The following is a 22,776-nucleotide window of genomic DNA, read 5'->3' as shown; positions in this document are numbered from 1 at the left end:
GTATGCTGCGGACGCACACGACAACACGGATTGTCATGGCGGTTGTTTCCGTCGCTTCTTCCACCGCAGTTGCCCCCACGTCTTCGTCGATGTCTTCCTCGTTCACGACCTCCGCTTCCTCCCGCCAGTTCATTGCCGGTCCCGCCGGGCAAATAGAAACGCTTGTCGATTTACCCGAGGGCGCGCCGCGCGGCATTGCCGTGGTGGCGCACCCCCATCCGTCGCAGGGTGGCAGCGCCGAGCACAAGATTCCGCAATTGCTGGCCCGCACGCTGCAGGCGCATGGATTTGCCACGCTGCGTCCCAACTACCGCGGCGTGGGCCAGAGCGAAGGCAGCTACGACGACGGCAACGGCGAAACGGACGATGTGCTGGCAGTCATCCGGCATCTGCAGGCCGAGCGACCCGGATTGCCGCTGGCGCTGGCCGGATTTTCGTTTGGCGCCTTCGTCCAGACGCGTGCGGTGCAGCAACTGACGGAAGGGGGCGTTTCCATTGCTCACGTGATCCTGTCAGGCATGCCGGCCGGCGCACTGTCCCCGACGCTGTCCTATGACACGCCCACCGTGCCCGCCCATACGCTGGTGGTGCATGGCGAGCACGATGAACGCGTGCCGCTGGCCAACGTGCTCAACTGGGCACGGCCGCAGGAATTGCCGGTGGTGGTGGTGCCCGGCGCGGGACACTTCTTCACCGGCAAGCTGCCCGGACTGAAGCGGGTGGTGGAGGGGTATCTGCGTCGCCCGATGGAGTGACCGGGCGACGGGGCAAGCGAATCCGTGCGGATCAGAACTGGTAGTTGACCGAGATATCGCCAGTCCAGCTTGTGGAGCGCGAGGTGACCGGGCTGCTGCGCGCGTCGCCCACCAGCGCGGACATGCCCACGTCGGCTGTGGTGAACCAGTGCTTGTTGAAGAAATACATGGCGGAGATACCGCCGCCGTAAGACTTGATGCCGGCACCGGCGCGATGCTGCGGCAACCCGGAGCGCGCCGACTGTTCGGCTGTGACGCCGTACCAGCGGCCCATGTAGGCGGAATCGGCAAACGTCACGGTGGGACCGGCAAACCAGAAGAATTTCTCGCTGCTGCCCGGTAGCGGCAGATAGGCGCCGATATCGCCAATCACGCCGTTGGCGCCGCCGAACTGGCGCCGGATGTTCGCGCGGATGACCAGCGGGAATTCCTTCGACACCGCGTATTCGGCAAACACCTTGGTTTCAAACGCCATGCCGATATTGCCGAGCCCGCCCAGGTGTTCATGGTCTTTCTTCTCGCGCCGGCCCAGGTCGTAGGTCAGCGCCACGCCGGCGCGGAAGTTGCCCGTATGGACGATGTTCCAGCCCAGACCCTCGCCGGTGGAGAGAAAGTACTTGTCTCCGTAGCGCACGTCGATGACCGGTCCGCCGAGGATGAAGTAGTTCGTGGTGCCCTCGTAGCGTGGCCGGACGCTGACCGCGGCGCCCACGCGCACATCCCAGCCCTGCTGCTCGCCCTCGAACATCTTTTCCAGCGGCACGCCCACCGAGTATTGCCACTCGGCCAGCGGCGCGGGGGTTTGCGCATGCACGCGGGGCGCGGTCAGCATGGCCAGGGCCGCAAGCATGCCCAGGGCCAGTGCCTGGAGCGTGACGATGCGGCGGATCAGGGTTACCCACGGTGGGGTGGATGTGGTGGAAGGGTGGTCGGGCGGCGTGGCGGCGTGGAATTCCGGCGTGGTCGACACTGGGTTTCTCCGGTCGTTTTCATCTTCTTGTTCCCCCGGCCAAAGCTATTGCGTCGTTGGCGGGGCGGCGGCAACTTATCTTTTCACCGAAGCCGGCTGCCGACAACTTCCCGGATTCCCACAACCGTGTAGGAAGGACGCCGATTCCGTTGCGTGCCCGCCTTGCCTACCATCGCATGCGGGTCAGTGCGTCTCCAGCCGCTCTTCGTCATCGCCGCGCCAGTCTCGCCGCATGATCAGGAACGTGAACGAGGTGGACCAGCCGATCAGGATCAGCCCCACCAGCGGCTGGACCGACGCCAGCAGCCGTATGGGTCCGACAGGGATGATGTCGCCGATGCTCTGCGTCGTGAAGGTTTCCAGCGAGAAATAGATATAGGCGATGGCGCCATGCTCCCGCATGCCGCTGAGGCGGCCGATGGGCAGGACATGGGTGCCGAGCCAGTAGCCGAGGCTGAAGACGATGGCTTCGACGCAGTGCGTCACGATGATCAGCAGGATCACCGCGCCAATGTTGAGATTGCCGCTCAGCCGCTTGGGATGAAACGACGAAATCAGCTTCAGGGCTTCGTAGTGGATGCCGACGCAAAGCACTGTCAGGGCCGCGGTGAGCGCGGCGGAGATCAGATAGTGAACCGGGGTATCGACCATAAACATGTGCGGGATGCCGATGAGCGGAACGGACGGGACAGGATGGCGAACGGTATGAAGAACTATACGGCGGAAAAACGCCGCACGGCGCACCGGCGGCGAGACCGGGCGGATACATGCCGGATACAGGCGCGGCGCTTGCTGGCGTGTGAGTTGCCATGGAGAATCGTGCTGGCCTGCGTGTTGGAAGCGTACGGGGAGACATTGTCATGACAGCAGCAGACGGTAGCCAGCCGTCGGACAGCCAATATGGTGAAACACCTCCCTTTCTCGCCGGTGGCGGCGAGATGGGTGCCCTGATCCGCCAGTTCGACTGGCGGACCACGCCGCTTGGAGAACCCATCCATTGGCCCCAGAGCCTGAAAACGGCCGTTCGCATCATGCTGACCTCGCGGCAGCCCATCTGGATCGGCTGGGGCCAGGACCTGCGCTTCTTCTACAACGACCCCTACAAGGCGATCATCGGTGGCCGGCATCCCGATGCACTGGGCCAGCCCACCGCGCAGGTGTGGCACGAGATCTGGAGCGAGATCGGCCCGTTGCTCGATACCGTGATGATTGGCGGCGAGGGCACCTTCGTCGAGCAGAAGCTGCTGATCATGGAGCGCAACGGCTATCCGGAAGAGACGTACTACACGTTCTCGTACAGCCCGGTGCCGGACGACCATGGCGGCACGGGCGGCATGATCTGCGCGAACAGCGACGATACCGAGCGCGTGGTGGCCGAGCGCCAGTTGAACTTGCTGCGCGAAGTGGCGTCGTCCGCCGTGAATGCGCGTACCGGGGCCGAGGCATGCCGGCTCAGCCTGGGCGCGTTGCGCGCCAATCCTTACGACCTGCCGTTCGCGCTGCTCTACCTGGCCGACCGTGGAACGGACAAGCTTGTGCTGGCCGGTAGCGCGGGCATCGAGGCGGGCGATGCGGCGGCGCCGGAGACCCTCGACCTGCATGCCGATGCGCCGTGGCCGGGTGGCGTGGTGATACGCGATGGCGAGACGCTGCATGTCACGGACCTCGCCACGCGCTTTCCCGTATCGCTGCCCGGTGGCGCATGGCAGTTTGCGCCGCGCGAGGCAGCGCTGCTACCGGTGCTGACCTCGGGCGAGACATCGCGCAATGGCGTGCTGATCGTTGGACTCAATCCATGCCGGCTGTTCGGCGACCGCTATCGCGCCTTCCTGGACCTCGTGGCCGGGCAGATCGGGCAGGCGGTCAGCCATGCGCAGGCCTACGAGGAAGAGCGCCGGCGCGCCGAGGCGCTGGCCGAGATCGACCGCGCCAAGACCACGTTCTTCTCCAATATCAGCCACGAGTTCCGCACGCCGCTGACGCTGATGCTCGGGCCGCTCGAAGAAATGCTGGCCCGCAGCGGCGCGCAGGCGGACCGCCCGTTGCTGGAAATCACGCATCGCAATGGGTTGCGTCTGCTGAAGCTGGTCAATGCGCTGCTCGATTTCTCGCGGATCGAGGCGGGGCGCGTGCAGATGCATGCGCTGCCCACGGACCTGTCGGCCTTCACCGCCGAGCTGGCGTCGTTGTTCCGCTCGGCCATCGAATCGGCCGGCATGCGGCTCGATGTCGATTGCGCGCCGATACCCGATGCCGTGACCGTGGATCGCGACATGTGGGAGTCCATCGTCCTGAACCTGTTGTCCAACGCGTACAAGTTCACCTATGCCGGCACCATCGCCGTATCGCTGCACACCGACGCAGCGGGCGAGGTGGTGCTCGATATCCAGGACACGGGTATCGGTGTTCCCGCCGAGGAACTGCCGCGCCTGTTCGAGCGGTTCCATCGCGTGGCGGGTGCGGTGGGCCGGTCGATAGAAGGAAGCGGCATCGGGCTGGCGATGGTGCAGGAACTGGTGAGGCTGCATGGCGGCATGATCGAGGTGGAAAGTGAAACCGGCAAAGGCACGCGCTTTCGCGTGAGATTGCCGCCGGGCGCTCGCCAGCCGATGACGGTGCAATCCGCACAACCTGCATCGACAAGCGTGCAGGCGCTGGCCTATGTGGAAGAAGCCATGCGATGGACGCCAGCGGCGGGAGCCGCCATCGCGCAGGACCTCGAGGCCCCCGCGCCTGAAGCCGATGGCGTGACCGGACGCCTGCTCGTGGTGGACGACAACGCCGATCTGCGGGACTACATGCAGCGCATCCTGCGGCTGGCGGGGCACAGCGTTTTCACGGCGGGCGACGGCGAGGAAGCGCTGATTCTCGCCCGCGCCCATCGTCCGGCGCTGATCGTCTCCGACGTGATGATGCCGCGCCTCGATGGGTTCGGTCTGCTGCGCGAGGTGCGCGCCGATGCCGTGCTGAGTCAGACGCCGGTGCTGCTGCTGTCGGCACGGGCCGGCGAGGAAGCGCGTGTGGATGGCCTGGCGTCCGGTGCGGATGACTACCTCGTCAAGCCGTTCAGCGCGCGGGAACTGGTGGCACGCGTGGCCAGCAACCTGCGGCTGTCGCAACTGCGCAATCGCGTGCAGCAGGAACTGCGCGACATCAACGATTCGCTCGAACGGCGCGTGGCAGAAACCGTTGCGGACCGTGACCGGCTGTGGGACGTCAGCGAGGACCTGCTGATGGTGGCCAGTCCCGACGGCATGCTCGAACGCGTCAGCCCGTCATGGAAGCACGCGCTGGGCCATGCGCTCGACGGGCTGCTCGGCCGCACGTGCATGGCATTCGTCCATCCCGAGGATCTGGTCCATGTGACCGAGCAGATGATCGCGCTGCGTCGCGAAGGGCTGCCGGTACGCCACGAATGCCGCATGCTCCGCGCCGATGGCGCCACCCGCTGGGTGGCGTGGACGCTGTCGATCGACCCTGTCACGGGCCGCATTCATGGCGTGGGCCGCGACGTGACAAGCGACAAGGATGCCGCCGAAGCATTACGTCACGCCGACGAGGCGTTGCGGATGGCGCAGAAGATGGAGGCCATCGGCAAGCTCACAGGTGGCGTGGCGCACGATTTCAACAATCTGCTGCAGGTGATCGGCGGCAACCTGCAACTGCTGGCGCGCGATGTGGCTGGCGACGACCGCTCGGAGGCGCGCGTGCGCAACGCGCTGGCCGGGGTGGCACGCGGCGCCAAGCTGGCATCGCAACTGCTGGCCTTCGGACGGCGCCAGCCGCTGGCGCCCAAGGTGGTCAACCTGGGCCGCTTCGTGCGCGGACTCGACGACATGCTGCGCCGTGCGCTGGGCGACGAAGTGGAAATCGAGACCGTGATCGCAGGCGGACTGTGGAATACGCTGGTCGATCCGTTCCAGGTGGAGAACGCGCTACTGAACCTGGCGATCAATGCGCGCGACGCCATGAGCGGTAACGGCAAGCTGACCATCGAAGCCGGCAACGCCGTGCTCGACGATGCGTATGCGCGCCGCCATGTGGATGCGGCGCCGGGCCAGTACGTGATGGTGGCGGTGACCGATACCGGTGCCGGGATGCCACCCGAGATCCAGGAGCAGGTGTTCGAGCCGTTCTTCACCACCAAGCCCGAAGGGCAGGGCACCGGACTGGGCCTGAGTATGGTCTATGGTTTCGTGCAGCAGTCGGGCGGCCACGTGAAGATCCAGAGCGAGGTGGGGCACGGCACGACGGTGCGGCTCTACCTGCCGCGCGCCCACGCTGCCGAGGATGAGGAAACCGAGATCGACACCGGACCGGCGGGCGGCGGCAGTGAAACCGTGCTCGTCGTGGAGGATGACGAGGACGTGCGGGCCACGGTGGTGGAGATGCTGTCGAGCCTCGGCTACCGGGTGCTGAAGGCGCGCGATGCGGCCAGCGCGCTGGCCATCGTCGAAAGCGGCGTGCCGGTGGACCTGCTGTTCAGCGATGTGGTGATGCCGGGGCCGATGCGCAGCCCCGAAATGGCGCGCAAGGTGCGCGAGCGGCTGCCGGGCATTGCCGTGTTGTTTACCTCGGGCTACACGGATACGGTGATCGTCCATACCGGACGGCTTGACGCGGGCATCGAACTGCTCAGCAAGCCGTACACGCATGAGGCGCTGGCCCGCAAGGTGCGGCAGATGCTGGTGAGCGGCGGCGCCAGGTTGCCCCCCGCGCCGGCGGAACCGCTACACGCCGTGCCGGAGCCAGCGCCGCAACCGGCGCCGCAACCGGCGCCGCAACCCGCCAGCCAGCGCATCGTCTTTGTGGAAGATGACGACCTCGTGCGCGCCAGTACGGCGGAACTGATGCGGATGTTCGGGATGGAGGTGATCGAGGCCCGCAATGAGGCGGAGGCGATGGTGGCCCTGCAGGGCAATGGCATTGACGTCTTGCTGACCGATGTGGGGCTGGGCGGTGCATCCGGTGTGGAACTGGCGATGGATGCCTGCCGGCTGCTGCCCGCGTTGCGCGTGATTTTCCTGAGCGGCTACGACGTGGCGCTCACTGCGCCGCAGCGCGCGGCGTTGCCCAATGCGGTGGCGCTGCGCAAGCCATTCGCGCTGACCGATTTCATCCACCTGTTGCAGGCGCGCGAGGGGCGATAAAACCGTTAACGCAGAACGGGCCAGCATAGGCTGGCCCGTTCTGCTGCGATGCCATGCCGGTCAGACCGGCAATGCGGTGGCGACCAGAGCGGCGGCTGCACCGCTTGCTGCGGTGAGAGCGAGCCAGCCGCTGACGATCAGGGCGCTGTTCTTGAAGCTCATGATGGACTCCGAAAGAGGTTTTTCAACCGGAGCCCACATGGACTCCGGCTACTTGACGATGGCCGCCTGCATCCGGCGGATCTCAGGCGCGGGCGCCGTCGGTGTACACGTCGCGGGCGCGGGCGCCGTCATAGAACGGGCTACGCGGTTCGTTCACGCCACGGGCGCCGTCCAGGTACGGATCGACCTTGCGGGCCGGGCTGGCCGAGACACCCACTTGATCCAGACCGGCGACGATGCGTGCGCCATCGGTGAACGGATCAGCCTTGCCAACCTTGGCACCGTCGGTGAACGGGTCGGCCTTGCCAACGCGTGCACCTTCCGAGAACGTGTCGAACTGGCCTTGACGCGCGCCATCGGTGAAGGCGTTGCGTTGGTCTTGTACGCGGTAGGTGTAGCCGTAGACGTTGCCAGCTTGCTGGGTGGGGGCGGCTTGCACAGCGCCGGTCACGAAAGCGGCGGCGAGGGCGGCGGCGGTCAGGATGGTCTTGGTGTTCATGATGCTCTCCTTGCAATGGCCGGGCGATCTCGTCTGTGTGGGTCGCGGGGCCTGTTTCTTGCGACTTCCGGTATTCGACTCTCTTTAGCTGCTATCTACTGATAGGTAGACTTCCTGCGCTGAAAAAAGACCGTTGCCGGTTCCGTGTACTGCCTGTCTTGTGTTGCGTGGAACGCTGCGGTTGCTGCACTGCGTCGTTCCATGAACTGAATAATATCTACTACTAGATAGAGAGACAAGGACTTTTATCGAACGCAATCGTAAAGTTCCTAAAATTGGCCGTTGCGCAGACCGCAGCGATTTCGTTGCAGTCCAGCTAACCTTATGATTTTTATTGCAAATTGCAGGAGACTATCGCCTGTCCGTGCCTGATTAGAGTTTTTGCTCTAATTCATGGGATTGCTGGGCGCGTAGCTGATCGCGTCGCGCAATCAGCCCCAGCAGCAGGATTCGCGTGTGCTCCTGCAGCACGTCCTGCACCCGCTGCGTCTCGGACTCGCCATACTCGTCCCAGCCCAGCGCGCGCAGGATGTGCCGGCGCATCACCTTGAAGGCGGCAATCTGGCTGTCGATGGCGACGGTGCGGATGCGCGTGTTTTCATCGGAAGCGGGCTGGCCGATCAGGCGGCCGATGACTGCCGAGGTCAGTGCCAGCAGGCGGCGGTTGATGCCGGCGTCGATGCGCTCGAAGGCGGCCGGTGGACCCAGGCCCGCGCGTTCCCGGGCCATGAACTGGCGCCAGTGGTCCGTTTCCGGGCATTCGTAGAGGAACATCGCAAAGCGGGCTTGCAGGGCCAGATAGGACTCGATCAGTTCGGCATCGGTCACGTCGGGACGCGCGAGATCGGCCTCGGTCTTGACGACGACATCTTCCACCAGCGCGAAGGCCCGCTCGACGAAATAGTCGATGCAGGCCAGATACACGCCTTCCTTGTTATCGAAGTAGTACTGCAGCGCCGGGGCGTTGACGTTGGCCGCGCGGGCGATGTCGCGCGTGGAGGCGCCATCGAAGCCATGCGCGGCGAACAGGCGCAACGCGGCGTCGATGATGCGTGCGCGGGTCTCTTCGCCGCGCTGGTAGCCGCCTTCGGCTGCTGGGCGGTGTCTCGCCATGGTGTGCGTGGTGGTTTCGTGGGAACAACCTGAAATATATCAGTTGACAGATTTCTTCCAAGTGGAATAATTGCGCCGCATCTGGACGCACCGCCGTCCTCCCTCCGTCTGAACGCCCCCCGATTCCCATGAGCGCCCCCGCTTCTGCATCTCCGGCCGTACCCGCTGGCAATGCCACGCCTTCCCGTCCTTCCTCCCGTGCCTCGCGCCGCAAGACGCTGCTGATTGGGTTTGGCGTACTGTTGCTCGCCGCCGCGCTGGCGTATGGCGTGCGCTGGTGGGTCCATGGCCGTTTCATCGAAACCACGGACGACGCCTATATCCAGGCGGACAGCATTACCGTCGCCCCCAAGGTCAGCGGCTACGTGGCCGAGGTCTACGTGCGCGATAACCAGCAGGTCAAGGTCGGGCAGGAACTGGTGCGGCTCGACAATCGCCAGTACCAGGCGGCCTTCGACGAATCCACAGCCAACGTGGCATCGCGCCAGGCTGATGTGGCGCGTGCCGACGCCGACCTGCAGCAGCAGAAAGCCCGCATCGCCCAGGCTGCCGCCGAGGTGGACGGTGCCCGCGCCAACGCCCGCTACGCTGCTTCGCAAGTGGAACGTTATGCGCCGCTCGTCAAGACCGGGGCGGAGACCGAAGAGCGCACCGCCGAACTCCGCAATGCGCAGACACGCGCAGGCACCACGCTGGCCGCCAATGAAGCGGCGCTGCGTGTGGAGCAGAGCCAGACCGTGACGTTGCAGACCCGTCTGTTGCAGGCCCGCGCCCAGTTGGAAGTGGCCGAGGCCAGTGCGCGCAAGGCGAAGCTCGATCTCGAAGACACCGTAGTGCGCGCCACCACGGCCGGACGCGTGGCCGACAAGGGCGTGCGCGTGGGCCAGTTCGCGCAACCGGGCACCCGGCTGCTGACCGTGGTGCCGGTGCAGGACCTGTATCTGACCGCGAACTTCAAGGAAACGCAGGTGGGCCGCATGCGTGCCGGCCAGTCGGTGACGCTGCATGTGGACGCGCTGTCCGGCGAGACGCTGCACGGCGTGGTCGATAGTCTCTCGCCCGGCACGGGTTCGCAGTTCGCGCTGCTGCCCGCGCAGAACGCCACCGGCAACTTCACCAAGATCGTGCAACGCGTGCCGGTACGCATCCATGTGGATGTGCCGAACGAAGCGCGTCCGGTGCTGGTGCCGGGCCTGTCGGTCGTGGTCGACGTGGATACGCGCGAACTCCACCCGGCCAGCGCGCAGGCGCCCGCTGCTGCGCCTGCGGCATCCAACGGAGCCACCCATGGCTGAAGCCGGCGCCGCCAATCCTCTGGCGGCGGCACCGGCGGCGCAGCCTCCCAATGCCACGGCGGCCGACTGGATCGCCGTGGCCGCAGGCTCGCTCGGCGCGTTGCTGGCCACCCTCGATATCTCGATCACGAACTCCGCGCTGCCCCAGATCCAGGGGCAGATCGGCGCGGCCGGTACGGAAGGCACCTGGGTGTCCACCGGCTACCTGATGGCCGAGATCGTGATCATCCCGCTGACCGCGTGGCTCACGCGTGTGTTCGGGCTGCGCCGGTTCCTGATGTGGAACGCGCTGCTGTTTACCGCGTTCTCGATGATGTGCGGCATGGCCCATAGCCTGCCGGAGATGGTCGTCGGCCGGATCGGGCAGGGGTTTGCCGGCGGCGCGATGATCCCGACCGCGCAGACCATCGTGCGTACGCGGTTGCCACGCCACCAGATGCCTATCGGCATGTCGATGTTCGGGCTGATCGTACTGCTCGGGCCGCTGCTTGGCCCCGTGGTGGGCGGGTGGCTGGCCGAGAACATCAACTGGCGCTGGTGCTTCTTCCTGAACCTGCCGATCACCGCTGTGCTCGTGCCGCTGCTGTACTTCGGACTGAAGGCCGAACGCGCGGACGTGGAAGCGTTTTTCAAGGCCGATTGGCTCGGCATCGTGGGACTCGCCATCGGACTCAGTTCGCTGACCGTGGTGCTGGAGGAAGGGCAGCGCGAGCAGTGGTTCGAATCGCACAGCATCATCTATCTGTCGCTGCTGTCGGCCGTCGGCTTGTCGATGATGCTGGTGAGCCAGTTCACGGCCAAGCAGCCGATCGTGCGCTTGCGGCTGTTGCTCAACAAGAGCTATGCGAGCGTGATCCTGATCGTGTCGGTGGTGGGTGCGGGGCTCTACGGCGTGTCGTACCTGCTGCCGCAATTCCTCTCGACCATCGCTGGCTACAACGCCGAGCAGGCGGGCGGCATCATGCTGATCTCGGGCATCCCCGCCTTCCTGCTGATGCCCGTGTTGCCACGTATCCTCGGCAAGTTCGATAGCCGATGGCTGGTGATTGCCGGACTCGTATGTTTCTTCGGCAGTTGCATGCTCGATATCGGATTGACTGCGGATAGCGTGGGTCACGATTTCACGTTCTCGCAGGTGCTGCGTGGTTTCGGGCAGATCCTCGCGATGATGCCGCTGAACCAGGCGTCGATGGCGGCTGTGGCCGTGCATGAGGCCGGTGATGCGGCGGGCCTCTATAACATGGCGCGCAACCTCGGCGGGTCGATCGGGCTGGCGCTGCTCGGCACGCTGATCGATCGCCGCAATGCGTACCACGACTCGGTGATCCGCGAATCGGTCACGGCCAACAGTTCGATCGGGCAGGACCATATGTCATCGACCATCGCGGGATTCGTCGCGCAAGGCGGTGACTATGCGCATGCGCATGCGCAATTGCAGGCCGTGGCGCAACTCAGCGGCGAGATCGCGCGCCAGGCTGCCGTGATGACGTTCTCGGAAACCTTTTTTGCCCTCGGCATCGCGCTGCTGTGCTGCGTGCCGCTGGCGCTGTTGCTCAAGACGCCCCGTCCGGGCGCGCCGATTTCCTCCGGACACTGAACATGCCCGCTCTCTCTACTGCCAGATTGCTGGCCCTGTCCGCCGCGCTTTCCACCGCATTGCTCGCTGCGGGATGTACTGTCGGCCCCGACTATCGCAGCGCGCCCGAGGTGGCGGCCAACGCCATCGATGGTGGCAAGTTTCCGCACGCTCCCGCTGTGGCCGATGCCACCTCGCCGCGCGTGGCTGACTGGTGGCACGCACTGGGCGATGCGCAACTCGATACGCTGATTGCAGATGCGCTGAAGCAAAGCCCCGATATCGACGCCGCGCGTGCCCGCGTGCGGCAGGCGCGCGCCGGTCTCAACAGCAACAAGGCCAATCTGCTGCCGAAGGTAGGACTGGACGCAACCATGCTGCGCACCCGTTCGCCGGATCTTTCCGCGCTGTCGGGTGAAGGCTCGTCGGGCGGCGGACGCGGACCGTTATCGCTGTATGTCGCCGGCTTCGATGCAAGCTGGGAAATCGACCTGTTCGGCGGCACGCGCCGTGCGATCGAAGCGGCTTCCGCCGAGGCCGATGCCGCTTCGGCGCAGCTAGCGGACGCGCACGTGCAACTGGCTGCCGAAGTGGCGCAGGCATATGTGACGTTGCGCGAGCAACAGGCCAGCCTCGCACACTTGCAGGCGTCGGAAAAGCTCGAAGCGGACATGCTCGACCTCACGGAGCAGCGTCGCGCACGCGGCGTGGCATCGCAGCTCGAAGTGGAGCGCCTGCTGACCCAGCTCGACAACACGCGCGCGCAGATGTCGCCCGTGCAGGCGGGTATCGCCGAATCGTTCGACGAACTTGCGTTGTTGACGGGTCGTGCGCCGGGTGAACTCGATGGGTCGCTGTCGGCGCCGCAGCCGTTGCCCACGGTGCCGGAGACCGTGGCGGTGGGTGATCCCGCTGCATTGCTCAAGGCGCGTCCCGACATCCGCGCGGCGGAGCGCAAGCTCGCGTCGAACACGGCACAGATTGGCGCGCGCAAGGCCGACTGGTTCCCGAAGCTGTCACTGCTCGGCTCGCTCGGTTTCAGCGCAATGGACCCCGGCCATCTGGTCCGCAAGGAGAATGGCATCTGGCTGACGCTGCCGCGCCTGCAATGGAACATTCTCGATTTCGGCCGCGTGGCAGCGGGCGTGGATAGCGCCGAAGGTGGCCGCGACGAAGCCGAGGCCAACTATCGCAGCACGGTACTCAAGGCATTGCGCGATGCAGACGTGGCGCTGTCGCGCTATGGCCATCAGCGTGAGCACGTGGTGGTATTGCGCCGCGTGGAAGCTTCCGCCGAACGCGCGTCTACGCTGCAACAGCAACGCTACCGCGCCGGCACGGCCAGAATGCTCGAATGGCTCGACGTGGAACGCACCCGTGTTGTGGCACAGCAGGATCGTATTTCGGGAGACGCCAATCTGCTGAAGGATTACGTGTCGCTGCAGAAGGCGCTGGGGCTGGGGTGGCAGGTGGAGAAGTCTTGAACTGCTGATTGTCTTGCCGGTTTTCTCCCCTCTCCCGCGCGCGGGAGAGGGGCGGGGGAGAGGGCAAGCGGTGCAAATTGCGATGTGATCGGCAGCAGAACCTCCGGCCCTCTCCCCCAACCCCTCTCCCATTGCATGGGAGAGGGGGGCAACACCGTGGGGTAGGTCAGTCCTGACCCACCCGCACCATCCCCGGCTGTTTCCACCGGCCATCCACTACCTCCGCCTTCGGCAGATACATCCGCAACACCGCATAGAACGGACCATCCGGCGTCGGCAGCCAGTTCTCGCTTGCACCCACCGGCGCAGCGCGCTGCAACTGCAACGTGATGCCCCCATCCGCATCGCGCTTCAACTTGCCAAGCATCCGCGAGTTGATCAGGTAACGGTTGATCGGATTCTCGACCAGCAGCTTGGACTTGCTGTCATACATCGTGATCGACCAGAACGCGTTGGCCGGCGGCAAAGCGTCCTTGGCGAAGCGCAGCGTGTAGGCGTTCCGTCCATCGAGCGGCTTCCGTTCGCTGTCGGCCTGATAGCTCAGGTAGATGGCTTCATCCGGCGTGACGCCATAAATCCCCAACGCAGCACCCGCATAGCGGTACAGGTAGTTGTTCTGCAGCTTCGCGCGCGAGCCGAACAGTTCGCCGGCACGGACTTCGCCAGTGCGCAGCTTCTTCGCCTGAAATGTGGCAAGGTCCGCGCGGGCATCGGCAATGCCGGCTTCCATGGCCTGACGGATCTCGGGCGTCAGCGCGCGCTCGTCGAACGACAGGCCCGGTCCCACGCCGATGGCGGCCAGGCGCTGCATCAGTGCGGCTTCGCCGGGGTTGGCCTGCGCCAGCCCGAGCATGACATCGAGATAGCGGAACAGCGCCACGCCCTGCGTGGCATCCGCTTGCGGACGCGGCCATGCGATGGCCGGCGACGCCGCCGGGGCTGGCTTGCCAAGGAACGCCGAGAGCGGTTGCACCGTGTAGCGTTTCTGGATCTGGTTCACACGCGCGAGGTCTGCATCGTCGAACAGTTGCGTGCGATACAGCGCGTAGGCAATATCCGATTCGCTACGCACGACGCGGTCGATGCCTGCGGGCGTGGGCCCTTTCCAATTGGGTCCGGCTACCAGGAAGCGTCCGCCCTTGTTCCCGGTCTCGCGCGTGCCGAGAAAGCCGAAGATGTGCGTGTAGATGTCGAGCAGCTGCACGGAGTAGTAGCGCTCCGCTTCCACGGCGGGCAGCGTCAGTACCATCGGCTCCGCGCGCAGGTCCAGCCATGCGAACGAGTACGGCGTGTCCGCGTTGGGCGTGATGATCGCGGTGTCGCGCGGGGAGAACGTGCCGCTGGCATGGCCGATCTGGTTCAGCGGCGCCTTGAAATTGGCATCGTCCCGATCCACGGCTTGTGAATACAGCGTGGTGTACGACGCCACCACGGGATACCCATAGATATAGGCTTCACGAGCCAGGGTACGGGCCTGCTCTGGCGTGGCGGTTACGCCATTGGCAGCGCCACAGGGTTGGGCCATTGCGGCCATTCCCGCAGCCGCGAGCAGCAGGCGACGGGTAGTCTTCCACATCATTGTCTTCTCCTTCGTATTGCTTTATGGCAGGTTGCGTCGCAGCATGACGCGACGCGATTCTGACCCGATCCGGCCATTCGGTTTTTGATCTTTCACCCGGTCGGATGCAGAGCCGATGCAGGAGAAACGCCGACAGCGGAACCGGACGAAACCTGCTGTGGCCGAATCAGGGCACGCGGCAAACTGCCCAGTGGAAAGGGCTGCCCACTACTGGTCAGTCCGAGAAGAAGAATCTGGCGACCGGGGCAATGGACGTCTGGGAGAGGATCATGGCGCTGATGCTGAGGGGAGGGGGGAGCACTGCGACGGGGCGCGGCGTGCCGTGCTCGCCGCATGGCCGGCCATTGCGCCAGAGTGCGCGCGGGCTGGCGATGCTGCTATGCGTCACCCTGTGGCTCGGCCTGCTGGCCGGTTGCGCCAGCCTGCCTGCCAACGCGGGCCGCACGCCGAGCGTTGCCATTACCGATGTCGGCGATACCACGCTGGCGCGTGCGCTACGACCGCGTCTGGCCAACTATCCCGGCCAGTCGATCTTCTACCCACTCGGGTCGGGGCCTGACGCGCTGACGGCGCGTATTGCGCTGGCGCGTGCCGCGCAGAAGACGCTGGACATGCAGTACTACATCTACGACGTGGACACCACCGGCAGCGCGTTGATGGGCGAGGTCATCGACGCGGCGGATCGTGGCGTGCGCGTGCGCATCCTGATGGACGACATCCACACCGGCAAGCAGGACAAGACGTGGGCGGCGCTGGATTCGCATCCCAATATCGAGGTGCGCATCTTCAACCCGTTTGCCAACCGCAGCATGCGCTGGGCGGAGATGATCTACGACTTCGGCCGGATCAATCGCCGCATGCACAACAAGCAACTGACGGTGGACAACACGGTGACCATTGTCGGTGGCCGCAACATCGGCGATGCGTACTTCTCGGCCAAGCCGGACATGAGCTTCAGCGATCTCGACGTGATGGTGGGCGGCCCTGCGGCGCCGGCCGCCAGCAAGGTGTTCGACGCCTACTGGAACAGCGAGAACGCCTATCCGATCGGCACGCTGCTCAAGGACAACAAGGAGGCGCCGGCGGAGTTGCGCGCGTTCCGCAAGCAGATCGAAGCCAAGGGCGACATGGCCAAGGCCAGTCCGCTGGTGCAGGAACTGGTGGACAAGGGCCTGGCGCGCGGTATCGAGATGGGCCACCTGCCGGGCTTTATCGGTGGGGCCCGTGTGATTTCCGACAAGCCCGACAAGGTGGAGGACGATCCCGACGATCCGTCCACGCATGCCATTCCCCAGTTGCGCGCGCTGATGGAAAAGGCCGAGCGCGAACTGGTGCTGGTATCACCGTACTTCGTGCCCGACGAAGAGAACCAGAAATGGCTGGCCGGCATCGCCAAACGCGGCGTGATCGTCAAGGTACTGACCAACTCGTTTGCCGCCACCGACGTGGCCGCCGTGCATGCTGGCTACGCGCCGACGCGCAAGGCGATGCTGCAGGCGGGTGTGGAACTCTATGAACTGAAACCCACGGCCAATGCGGATCTGGCGAAGAGCCGCACGCGCAAGAGCCGGATGTTTGCCTCGAGCCGGGCGAGTCTGCATGCCAAGGCCTATGTGGTGGACCGGCACCTGCTGTTCATCGGATCGCTGAACCTGGACCCGCGCTCCATCAAGCTCAATACGGAGATGGGTGTGGTGCTCGACAGCGTGCCGATGGCCACGCAACTGGTGGAGGGCATGGAGAAGGATTTGATGCAGATAGCCTGGCGCGTGCAACTGAAGAAAGGCGAGAACGGCGCCGAATCGCTGACGTGGACCACCATCGAGAACGGCAAGGAAGTGGTGTCCGACAGCGAGCCCGATATGAACGTGTGGCAGCACATGGGCATTGGCATCCTGCGGGTGCTGCCGGTGGAGGATCAGTTGTAGCCGCTACGCCTCGGGAGGCGCTCCCGTCGCCGCAGGCTTGAGCAGCGTCAGCAGGAATTCCTGCAATGTCGAGAGTTCCGTCGCCACCCCCGCCGGAAACCCTTGCCGGCCACCGCGCCGGTCGATCAGCAGTTCAGTGAGCAACGCGGACACCGACGCCGCATTGCCCAGCGCGGCCATCTGGTTGGCGATGCGCGGATACGTATGGAACAACTCCAGCGGACGCACCTCGCGCGGCAGGTAGGCCAGCCATTTGAGAGCGGCAGGGCTCAGCGCCAGCTTGGCGGCATCGGGTGTCTCGCGCAGCGCGCTCCAGTCCACCTGGGCCGCGACTGCCGCTGCAGAGGGCTCGCCGTCGAGGACTTTCTTGGCCTCTTCGACACTCACGAATTCGAACGACAAGGGATCCATGGCTGGTACTCGTGGAAGACAGATTTCACGGCGACGCCCATGTTAACGGACGGCCTGAGGCAATCCTGAGCGTTTTCTTCGGATGCCGTGCGCGAATGTCATGGGTGGATGCGCCATTGTTCATGGCAAGCGGTTTCGCGTGGCCCGAGACTGCAAAGGTGACAAGGACAAACGGGCAAGGAGCCTGCCATGACCTGGAACCTCTTGATCGATTCGGACTGCATCCCCGTGGCGTTGCGGGCCGGTGCGCGGCTGGCCTGCCAGGCCGGCAGCCTGTGGGTGACGGTGGAGCACGCGCAGGCCAGGCGCTCGGAAGACATCGTGTTGCTGCCGGGGCAAAGCCACTGCGTGACGGAAACTGCCACCTATTTTCTGAGCGCGCTGCGGGGCGCAGGCGCCGTGCAATGCCGCATCACCGCGCCGCAAGATGCCCGGCTGGCGCTGCGCCTGGCCTGACGCGTGCCGCTTCCTCCCGAATCCATTCCGCCACATGCAGCACGTCTTGGCGTGGCTGTTCGGTGGCGTGGATCAGCCAGTAGGCATTGGGACTGGGCATGGCCGCGCCCGCCGTGGTCAGCACCTGCAACTGACCGCCTGCGAGCAGTGGCTCGATCAGTTCCAGGCGTCCCAGCGCCACGCCCTGGCCAGCCAGCGCCGCCTGGATGACCTGGTCGTACTGGTTGAAGCGCAGCATGCCGCGGCGGTTGGCTTGCCGGTAGCCCTGCGCGCCGAGCCAGTTGCGCCAGCCCAGCCACGGTCGTGGATCGTCAAGTTCGAGCAAGGGCAGGCCCGCGAGCGTATCGGCCGAGAGCACGGCCGGAATGCCCAGCGTGGCATTGGCAACAGGCGCGATGGTCTCGTCGAAGAGGCGGATTGCATGCGGCGGCGCGGCCGATGCCGGGCAGTAGCGGATGGCCAGGTCGATACCGTCCGCCCGCAGATCGCTGATCGCGTTGATGGCCGACAGTCGCACATCGAGTTGCGGAAATTGCCGCTGCAGGCTGCCGAGCCTCGGCAGCAGCCAGAGTCCCGCCACGCCGATGCTGGCCGTCACGGTAACGGGCTGCCGCCCCTCGCGTTTGCGGATTTCCCCGGCCACGTCCTGCAGTTGCTGCACCGCGCCATCGGCACTGCGGAACAGGCGCTCGCCCTCCGGGGTGAAGGCCACGCCCCGATGCTGGCGCACGAACAGGCGCACTTGCAGATGGTCTTCCAGCGCGCGGATCTGGCGGCTCATGGCAGATTGGGTCAGGCACAGGTCGTCGGCCGCCTGGGTGATGCTCATGCGCCGGCCCACGGCCACAAAGCCCTTCAAGAGATCGAGTGGAAACAGGCGGACGAGCGGAACGGACATGGTGACGGGGGCGCATCAGAGAATCGATGCGTGGGATTACAGCACGGAACCGGATCGTCAGCCATGCGTGATGGGAATGTCTGGAGGGTCGAAAACTCGTTTGAATCCGCGCCACCTTTCGCCTGAAATATGGCCATTGCCATCGCTTCACCGCAGGAACTCCGCCATGCATGCCAAGACTGCCAGACCCAACTCACTCGCTGCCGCCGAAGCGCCGTGGTGGCGCGCCACCGGATTCCTGCTGCTGGCGGCGGGGCTCGTGCTGGGCCTGTCGCTGGGCGTGCGCCACGTGCAGGGGTTGTTCCTGCTGCCGATCGTCGCCGAGCGGGGATGGACACGCGACACGGTGGCCTTCGCCATGGCCGTGCAGAACCTGGTCTGGGGTCTCTCGCAGCCTTTCATGGGCATGGTGGCGGACCGGCTCGGCTCGTGGAAGGCGATGCTGGCCGGCGTGGTGCTTTATGGCATCGGCCTGGCAGGCATGGCACTCGCGCCTTCCACGACCGGCTTTGTGGCGATGGCCGGCGTGTGCATCGGCATCGCGCAATCCGGCACCACGTTCGGCGTGGTCTATGGCGCGCTGAGCCGCATGACGCCGCCCACGCAGCGCAGCCGCATGCTCGGCATCGCCGGTGCGCTGGGCGGCGTTGGCCAGTTCCTGATGGTGCCCATTGCGCAGGCATTGCTATCGGGCGTGGGATGGCAGCAGGCGCTGCTGGTGTTCGCCGTAGTGATGGCGGTACTGCTGCCCTTTGCGTTGCCGTTTCGGGATCGCCCGGTGCAGCCAGCGAGCGGCGCTATCGATGCCGAAGGGGACGAGCAGCCCATGGGCGCGGCCATCCGCGAAGCGTTCGGCCATTCCGGTTTCTGGCTGCTGAACCTAGGATTTCTCGCTTGCGGGTTTCAACTCGCCTTCATCGCGAACCATCTGCCGGCCTACCTGCGCGACAAGGGCATGGCGCCGGACAGCGCGATGGTGGCGCTGGCGCTGATTGCGCTGGCCAATATTTTCGGCACCTATTGCTTCGGCTGGCTGGGCGGACGGCATACGCGCAAATACCTGCTGGCCGGCATCTATCTGGCGCGTACCTCGGCCATGGCGTTGTTCGTATTGCTGCCGTTGAGCGCATGGACGCTCTATGGCTTTGCAGCCGTGATGGGATTCCTGTGGCTGGGCACCGTGCCGTTGACCAGCGGCATCGTCTCGCAGGTGTTCGGCGTGCGATACATCACCACGCTGTTCGGCTTCGTGTTCTTCGGGCATCAGTTAGGGTCGTTCCTGGGCGTGTGGCTGGGCGGGCTGGTATTCGAGCTGACGCATTCCTATGATCCAGTGTGGATGGGCGCGATGGCGCTGGGGGTGGTGGCCGCCGCGCTGCACTGGCCCATCGACGATCGCGAAGTGGTGCGCGCGCCGTGGCAGGCGGCGCGGACCTGACGCGCGCTGCGTGCATCGGCATGGCTGCTGCGAGTGGTGTAAGCTCCGCGCGAGGGCGCCGTCTGCGGACGGCGCGAACCTGCTCGAACCTGCCCGGATACGGATACGGAGGCCCCGCCATGCTCAATCGATTCTTTGCCTGGACAGGCGCCATCGCCGTGGCCATTGCGATGAGTGCCTGCGCCACGCTGCAGCCTGAAGAGACCGGCAAGAAACTGATCGGCAGCCCGCAGGCTACCGTGCGCGATACCTTCGGCGCTCCCACCGAGACATTCCAGCTGGCGGACGGCACGCAACGCTGGATCTATTCGAAGCAGCCGTACGGCTTCGATATCTACGCTGCCGATTTCGATGCGAGCGGCCGGCTGACGAACTATCGCCAGATGCTGACGGAAGCCGAGATCTACACCGCGCGTCCCGGCGTCTGGACCAAGAAAGATGCGCTGGAACGCTGGGGCACGCCGAAGGAGCCGATCCAGTACTACGCGCTGATGAAACGCGAGGCGTGGTCGTACCGCATGTACCTGCCCGGCTATGTGCCGGCCCATTTCAGCATCTACTTCGACGACAACGGCGTACTGGATCGCACGATGATCATTCAGGATGCTCGCGGCAGCGATCGCAGCAAGCGCTGATCGGGCGTTGGGTTAGCGACGCGTTCACAGCTTTTGCAATGCGGCCAGCCGGAAGATGGTTTCCCACCGGCTGGCCGCATTGCGATCCGGCACCGGAATCGCCCACTCGGCTTGCTTGTGGTGGTGCAATGCCAGCACGATGTACCAGCGCCCCTCGCGCGCCTCGGGTCTCGAATTGGCGATATCGGCAAAGATCAGCACCTCGCGCTGGCCGTTCATCTCGATCACGGCGTTCTTGCGCTCCGCATCCACCTTCAGCGTTCCCCAGTCTCCTGCCAGCGTCAGCACGCGCTCGCCGCCGACGCGCTTGCCGTGAATCGCACGGTAGCGGCGCAGCCATGCCAGGAACAGTGCGGTGAGTGCAGCCAATATGGCGATTACCGCGGCTGCACCGGCCACGATGCCAAAGGCGCCAGCTACGTTCTGGTAAAGGCGGACCAGGCCGTAGATAAAGGCGACGAGAATCGCCAGTCCGAGAAGAATGATGGGCACGTCGAGTTCCAGATGGGTGCGTTGAGGCGCGGCGGAGATGGGACTGCGCGGGCCTATAATGGTTCGCCCCGCCGTTGCCGGCGAGGTTTCGACATCGGCCCCGTCACGCTTTCATGCCATCGTATCCTCTCGTCCTTTGCCTGACCATTGCCGTTGTCTGCAGTGTGGGCATGGCCATTGCCGCCTGGCCGCGGCGCGACGATCCCACGGTCCGCGCGTTCCTGGTGCTCGCTGGCGGCGTGGCGATCTGGAGCGGAGGCCGGCTGCTGGAAATCAGCGAAACCGGATTGGCCGGACGCATCTTCTGGGCCAAGTTCCAATATGCGGGGATCGTCGCGGTGCCCATCGGCTGGCTCGTGGCGATGATCCACCTGAGCCGTCCACGCTTTGTCGTGCCGTGGTCGATGCTCGGCGTGCCGGTGTTTGCCGCGCTGCTGACGCTGGCGCTGGTCTTCACCAACGAGCGGCACGGGCTGATCTGGACGTCGATCGAACTGATGCCGCCCGGCGTGTCGCCCGGTGCGGTATTCCATCACGGCATCGGCTACACGCTGGTGGCCGCATGGACTTACGGCATGCTGGGCCTGAGCATGTACTTCCTGGCCACGGCGCGCGTGCCCAATGCCGCATTGTCCGTGCGCGGCCGCAACGTGCTGATGGGCGGCCTGTTCCTGCCGCTGCTCACACACATCGCCTACTTGTATCGCTGGACCGGTCCGCTCGGCGGTGACCTCACGCCGGCCACGTTCTCGCTGATGACGGTGCTGGTCTGGATCTGCGCCTTGCGCACGCATCTGGAAGACATCGGCCACTATGCGCGGCTGCGCGTCTTCGACACGATCCGCGAAGGCTGTGTGGTGATCGGCGCCGATGGCCGTATCGCCGAATGCAATCCTGCAGCCATGCGGCTATTGCCCGAGATGCGGCGCGGCCAGTTGCCACCCACGCAGTGGAACGCGGTGCTGGACGCGCCTGGCGAAACGCCCCACTACATCCCGGAGGGTGCCCAGTTCGAGTTGTCGGTAGAGCCGGTCGTCCGCATGGACGGCAAGACCATCGGCAGGCTGGTGTTCCTGCACGATATCAGCCGCTATCAATCGCGTGAGCTGGCGCTGACGACGCAACTGTCGCGCGTGCAGGCGGACCTCGACATCGATGCACTGACGGGCATCCCGAACCGGCGGTTTTTCCAGCGCGAGTCTCTGGCAGCCGTCACCCGCGCGTACGAACGTGGCCAGGAACTCGGGTTGCTTATTCTCGATGTGGACTTGTTCAAGCAGTTCAACGATCAGTATGGGCATCCCGTGGGCGACGAATGCCTGCGGCAGGTGGCATCGGCACTGAACGGCGTGCTGCGCGACGACCAGTTCTGCGCGCGCCTGGGCGGCGAGGAGTTCGCCGTGGTGCTGCCGAATTCGAACGTGGACGAGACACGCAGTGTTGCCCGCGGGCTGGTGGCATCGGTGCGAGACCTTGGCATTCCGCACAACGGCACGCCAGTGCAGCCCTTCGTGACGATCAGTGTGGGCGCCGTCTGCACACTGCCGGAGGCGCCTCGCCTGGAGCCACTGCTGCACCGCGCCGACAGCGCGATGTACCGCGCCAAGCGCGCGGGGCGTAACCGGTATGTGCTCGACGGCAGCCTGTCCCTCGGCGTGCAAAACACCGGATTGTGACCATCGCGCGAAAAGGGCTTGCAAATTGCCAAGTCTTCTGTAGAATTCGCGGCTCGCATCGACGCAGCAATGCAGCGATACGAAGCCCAGATGGCGGAATTGGTAGACGCACTAGGTTCAGGTCCTAGCGGTGGCAACACTGTGGAGGTTCGAGTCCTCTTCTGGGCACCAATTCAGAAAACCCCCTGTTCGCAAGAGCAGGGGGTTTTTCCGTTTACGCGATTCAATTTCCTTCGGTGGTCTCCCCTCTCCCATGAAA

Annotated in this window: 18 protein-coding genes and 1 tRNA gene; 11 read left to right on the top strand and 8 right to left on the bottom strand. The window is 65.1% G+C overall.

Features of this window, described 5'->3' with window-relative positions:
• The first annotated feature begins 89 nt into the window (after positions 1-89).
• Entirely contained in the window at positions 90-755 is a 666-nt protein-coding gene (locus tag ABDB81_RS24430; protein ID WP_346813850.1) for an alpha/beta fold hydrolase, read from the top strand.
• Positions 756-786: 31 nt separating this feature from the next.
• On the opposite strand, the gene ABDB81_RS24425 is transcribed toward ABDB81_RS24430, so the two are convergent.
• Together ABDB81_RS24425 and ABDB81_RS24420 are read right to left on the bottom strand one after the other, a co-directional pair.
• Positions 787-1,605 carry a MipA/OmpV family protein gene (locus ABDB81_RS24425; protein ID WP_137927631.1) on the bottom strand — a complete coding sequence of 273 codons (819 nt, stop codon included), beginning with the start codon at positions 1,603-1,605 and terminating at the stop codon, positions 787-789.
• A gap of 303 nt (positions 1,606-1,908) precedes the next feature.
• Positions 1,909-2,376 (bottom strand): ion channel, encoded by a 468-nt coding sequence (locus ABDB81_RS24420; RefSeq protein ID WP_137927632.1) that lies wholly within the window; start codon positions 2,374-2,376, stop codon positions 1,909-1,911.
• Positions 2,377-2,585: 209 nt separating this feature from the next.
• Between ABDB81_RS24420 and ABDB81_RS24415 the strand changes: the two genes are divergently transcribed.
• Positions 2,586-6,875, top strand: coding sequence for a response regulator (locus ABDB81_RS24415; protein ID WP_346813845.1), 4,290 nt, complete (start codon positions 2,586-2,588; stop codon positions 6,873-6,875).
• A gap of 244 nt (positions 6,876-7,119) precedes the next feature.
• On the opposite strand, the gene ABDB81_RS24410 is transcribed toward ABDB81_RS24415, so the two are convergent.
• Positions 7,120-7,536, bottom strand: coding sequence for a copper resistance protein CopQ (locus ABDB81_RS24410; protein WP_137927615.1), 417 nt, complete (start codon positions 7,534-7,536; stop codon positions 7,120-7,122).
• Positions 7,537-7,908: 372 nt separating this feature from the next.
• A complete protein-coding gene (locus ABDB81_RS24405) occupies positions 7,909-8,649 on the bottom strand; it encodes a CerR family C-terminal domain-containing protein (protein WP_346813844.1) in 741 nt (246 codons plus the stop codon).
• A 128-nt stretch (positions 8,650-8,777) separates the two neighbouring features.
• Between ABDB81_RS24405 and ABDB81_RS24400 the strand changes: the two genes are divergently transcribed.
• The 3 genes from ABDB81_RS24400 to ABDB81_RS24390 are packed head-to-tail and all read left to right on the top strand — an operon-like array spanning position 8,778 to position 13,004.
• A complete protein-coding gene (locus ABDB81_RS24400) occupies positions 8,778-9,944 on the top strand; it encodes an HlyD family secretion protein (RefSeq protein WP_137927617.1) in 1,167 nt (388 codons plus the stop codon).
• Positions 9,937-11,541: an MDR family MFS transporter gene (locus tag ABDB81_RS24395; protein ID WP_346813843.1), complete on the top strand. Its 1,605-nt coding sequence runs from the start codon at positions 9,937-9,939 to the stop codon at positions 11,539-11,541. Before ABDB81_RS24400 ends, ABDB81_RS24395 begins: the two co-directional genes overlap by 8 nt.
• A gap of 2 nt (positions 11,542-11,543) precedes the next feature.
• Complete coding sequence (locus ABDB81_RS24390; RefSeq protein ID WP_346813842.1) at positions 11,544-13,004, top strand: efflux transporter outer membrane subunit; 1,461 nt, start codon at positions 11,544-11,546, stop codon at positions 13,002-13,004.
• A 166-nt stretch (positions 13,005-13,170) separates the two neighbouring features.
• Here the strand turns inward: ABDB81_RS24390 and ABDB81_RS24385 are convergent, their stop codons facing one another.
• Positions 13,171-14,583, bottom strand: a complete 1,413-nt coding sequence (locus tag ABDB81_RS24385) for a DUF1254 domain-containing protein (RefSeq protein WP_346813841.1) — start codon at positions 14,581-14,583, stop codon at positions 13,171-13,173.
• A 269-nt stretch (positions 14,584-14,852) separates the two neighbouring features.
• Between ABDB81_RS24385 and ABDB81_RS24380 the strand changes: the two genes are divergently transcribed.
• Positions 14,853-16,511 carry a phospholipase D family protein gene (locus ABDB81_RS24380; RefSeq protein ID WP_237380677.1) on the top strand — a complete coding sequence of 553 codons (1,659 nt, stop codon included), beginning with the start codon at positions 14,853-14,855 and terminating at the stop codon, positions 16,509-16,511.
• A gap of 3 nt (positions 16,512-16,514) precedes the next feature.
• On the opposite strand, the gene ABDB81_RS24375 is transcribed toward ABDB81_RS24380, so the two are convergent.
• Positions 16,515-16,922, bottom strand: coding sequence for a hypothetical protein (locus tag ABDB81_RS24375; protein ID WP_346813840.1), 408 nt, complete (start codon positions 16,920-16,922; stop codon positions 16,515-16,517).
• 189 nt (positions 16,923-17,111) lie between these two features.
• Here ABDB81_RS24375 and ABDB81_RS24370 point away from each other — a divergent pair, with 189 nt between their 5' ends.
• The gene (locus tag ABDB81_RS24370) at positions 17,112-17,378 is read left to right on the top strand and encodes a DUF2917 domain-containing protein (protein WP_137927622.1); all 267 of its coding nucleotides are present in this window, start codon (positions 17,112-17,114) and stop codon (positions 17,376-17,378) included.
• Here ABDB81_RS24370 and ABDB81_RS24365 read toward each other — a convergent pair.
• Positions 17,335-18,276 carry a LysR substrate-binding domain-containing protein gene (locus ABDB81_RS24365; protein WP_346813839.1) on the bottom strand — a complete coding sequence of 314 codons (942 nt, stop codon included), beginning with the start codon at positions 18,274-18,276 and terminating at the stop codon, positions 17,335-17,337. The two genes, ABDB81_RS24370 and ABDB81_RS24365, sit on opposite strands and share 44 nt — an antisense overlap.
• 166 nt (positions 18,277-18,442) lie before the next feature.
• Between ABDB81_RS24365 and ABDB81_RS24360 the strand changes: the two genes are divergently transcribed.
• Together ABDB81_RS24360 and ABDB81_RS24355 are read left to right on the top strand one after the other, a co-directional pair.
• Positions 18,443-19,714 (top strand): MFS transporter, encoded by a 1,272-nt coding sequence (locus ABDB81_RS24360; protein ID WP_346813838.1) that lies wholly within the window; start codon positions 18,443-18,445, stop codon positions 19,712-19,714.
• A 119-nt stretch (positions 19,715-19,833) separates the two neighbouring features.
• Entirely contained in the window at positions 19,834-20,349 is a 516-nt protein-coding gene (locus ABDB81_RS24355; protein WP_137927625.1) for a hypothetical protein, read from the top strand.
• Positions 20,350-20,373: 24 nt separating this feature from the next.
• Here ABDB81_RS24355 and ABDB81_RS24350 read toward each other — a convergent pair whose 3' ends face one another.
• A complete protein-coding gene (locus ABDB81_RS24350) occupies positions 20,374-20,841 on the bottom strand; it encodes a hypothetical protein (protein WP_346813837.1) in 468 nt (155 codons plus the stop codon).
• 113 nt (positions 20,842-20,954) lie between these two features.
• Here ABDB81_RS24350 and ABDB81_RS24345 point away from each other — a divergent pair, with 113 nt between their 5' ends.
• Positions 20,955-22,517: a diguanylate cyclase gene (locus ABDB81_RS24345; protein ID WP_137927627.1), complete on the top strand. Its 1,563-nt coding sequence runs from the start codon at positions 20,955-20,957 to the stop codon at positions 22,515-22,517.
• A gap of 84 nt (positions 22,518-22,601) precedes the next feature.
• Positions 22,602-22,688 (top strand) — tRNA-Leu (locus ABDB81_RS24340).
• The last annotated feature ends 88 nt before the right edge of the window (positions 22,689-22,776 follow it).

The sequence above is a fragment of the Cupriavidus sp. DL-D2 genome (genome assembly GCF_039710735.1).
Classification (GTDB): Bacteria; Pseudomonadota; Gammaproteobacteria; order Burkholderiales; family Burkholderiaceae; genus Cupriavidus.
This window is presented reverse-complemented; position numbering and strand designations above follow the sequence as displayed.